The 2,699-nt window shown below is 49.4% G+C and carries 2 protein-coding genes and 1 pseudogene; all 3 read right to left on the bottom strand.

The window, feature by feature from the left end; genetic code table 11:
- Positions 1–333 (bottom strand): transposase (locus tag E8E91_RS12120; RefSeq protein WP_280375937.1); only part of this gene is annotated, 333 nt, incomplete at its 3' end.
- A gap of 840 nt (positions 334–1,173) precedes the next feature.
- Entirely contained in the window at positions 1,174–2,001 is an 828-nt protein-coding gene (locus tag E8E91_RS12125) for a hypothetical protein (RefSeq protein ID WP_280375938.1), read from the bottom strand.
- A gap of 284 nt (positions 2,002–2,285) precedes the next feature.
- Positions 2,286–2,699, bottom strand: a pseudogene (locus E8E91_RS12130) (transposase); the annotation flags it as partial.

Genomic DNA, 2,699 nt, shown 5'->3' on the forward strand with positions numbered 1-2,699 from the left:
GGACTGCACGATGCTCGACTTGTAGCGGCTTTCCCACACAGTTCCGGAGCGACCTTCCAAACGGTTGCGGTAGCGTGTGGTGCGAGCGGCCAAGGTCTTCATCAACTGGCTGAGTCCGCCGAGTGATTCATCTGGCGCCAGCAGCAGGTGCACATGATTGGTCATCAGGCAGAACGCATAGACCTTCACCCCGAAGGCATCCTTCAACTCGCGTAGATCAGCCAAGTAACGCTCGAAATCAGTGTCCTCGGCAAACACGACTTGTCGGTTGTGGCCCCGCTGCACAATGTGATGCGGGTAATTTGGAAAAAGAACCCGCCCCACCCTGGGCATGGCTTCTCCCTCCATGAAGATCTAAAACGTGTTCTCTATTTCTAAGGAATTAGAGTAGGAAAAATAAATCTGCCCCCTTTTCAAGTCCCTCTTTTTAGTCCGTCCTCTTTTTAGTCCGTCCCCTTTTTAGCCCCTTCCCCCTCAATCAAAATCCGACCCACGCCCTACCGTAACCATTAAATGCAAACATTCCCAAATAAACTAATAGTGCCCAGACACCGACTAAGAGCCTAATCCCCCACGGGTGATCAACCTTAACCCCCCCTGGCGCCAATCGGATAGTTTTGTTTGCAATGTAACAATAAAATCCTTGACCAAAAAAAAACTGAACAGAAAGAACACCCCAAAAATTACTCCACTCACCGAGAAACCTGACAGAGTTCAGCGCGCTACCTAAACACATCAAAAAAAACACAAAACCCTTGTGCCGGCGGAGAAAATCAAGAAATTTCATTCAAATAGTTCCCGTCCATTTTCGACCAGTCCGTCCCAAGCGCCCATGACGGATAGTATATTTGCCAACTTCGCAGCTGCCTCCGGCGGGACACCCCTTGAAGTTGCATAAGATTCAAAACCAACGCTCAATGCTGCGGAGGTGGCAGTTCCGGACAATTCACCTTTCAGATAACCGGATATAAGGCTAGGAATATTAGAAGCAACCCCTAAACCTGCGGCAACCCCACCGCTTGTCACTATTGCTCCGACGCCCAATACTTTGCTTAGATCGCTAAGAGACTTGAAAAAGGGGACAGATTTATTTTCTTTACTCTAATCTCACCCCGCGAGTCAGGTTTAGAGTAGGAAAAATAAATCTGCCCCCTTTTCTTACATTCACTCAGATTATTCTTTCATCCGCGTCAACACATAATCGAACCGCCGCTCGCGGATGAAGAACGAGTGTTTCATCTTCCCATCATCTGTTGGCCGAAGAATCGTTGCGGTCCTCGATTTGTGGTAAGGATGCCGGAACAGCTTTTCATTCTCTGAATAAGCATAGCTCTGGAAATGCAGTTCATCGCCGATCCAATGGGCGTCGTTATAAAGGTAATGCCAGTTCTCGTTACTGGACATGTATAGATATACATGTCCTTGGGCATTTCGCGCTAAGCTGATCTGCAATTCGTTTTGGTCGTTCCCCCAATCGCCGATATAGCGTTCAATTTCCTCATGCGCAGGTATCGACGGAGCGGGAACGAAATCGCTTTCCTGATAGGGCGTAGCATTGGCGTCTAAATCTAGCGCCGTATACAGGGCACACAAAGGAGCTACCTTATCGATCTTCAGGTAAGCGAACGTCAACTCTGAACCACTGATGCTCATGCCGAGACGCATCGCATTATTTTTGAACTCCATCACCTTCAGATCGAATTCCCTCATCGGCGATTTGATGTGGATTGAGTGGCCATCCTTGGCCACCACGTAATCCGAAGTCTCTATTTCCATCTCACTCGGCTTTGCACAGTTGAATGGGTATAGCAGAACTTTACCGTCAGACCGGTATTCAGCAACGTTCGCGATGCCGTTGCGCAACGGCAACATTGCCCAGATACCCACAAGTAGGGTGTTGTCGTCAGCGAGAGAGGGAGACTCGTTCGTCATTGTTTCCTTACTGACACAGCCGATCAGAACGGAGGCGATGAAGGCAGAGGGGAGTAGCTTATTCAGCACAATCTTCTTCCTTTATTAGTTCATGGAGCATGGCCGTCCACATGCGACCTGCAACAAAACAGAGTGTTCTTCAATTTTTTTGGAACCCGCATGCACAGAGAACCTCTTGAAATTAGAACGAAGAAAATAAATATATCCACTTTTCTGTTTCAGCATAGAGCCAGATCCAGAACCACGTGTATGCAAGAACCAGGATGATTGGGCCTGAAGAAATTTCCACAACTACCGTCCGATACTGGGAAAAAGTGGACGAAAAACGGAAAGAGGGGACAGATTTATTTTCCCTACTCTAATTTCGGTCTGCCTTGCTTCCGGTACTCAATCCGCACTCCGGCAATACGCTCGACTTCATCCACGAAGCGACTGGTCCCGGTAAGTTGGCCGCGTTGAATGGCCTCTCGAATGACGCTTAACTCCTCGGAAGGAACCGCTTGCCTTACAAAATCGGCATACCGGTGGCGTCGCTCCTCAGCCGTAACGCCGAGCGCCTTGAAGTACGGGTCTTCGTCCAACCAGTTCTGCTCAAGCGCGGCATCAATACGGAGGGTGTAGCTCGACCAGGGATAATCCCCAGCCTCCGCCACCATGCATGCCCGCACTGGATTCAGTTCGATATATCGACTGCAGGCCAACAGATAACTATCGGACTGCACGATGCTCGACTTGTAGCGGCTTTCCCACACAGTTCCGGAGCGACC

This window comes from Pseudomonas sp. BN515 (assembly GCF_029873155.1).
In the GTDB taxonomy this organism is placed as follows: Bacteria; Pseudomonadota; Gammaproteobacteria; order Pseudomonadales; family Pseudomonadaceae; genus Metapseudomonas.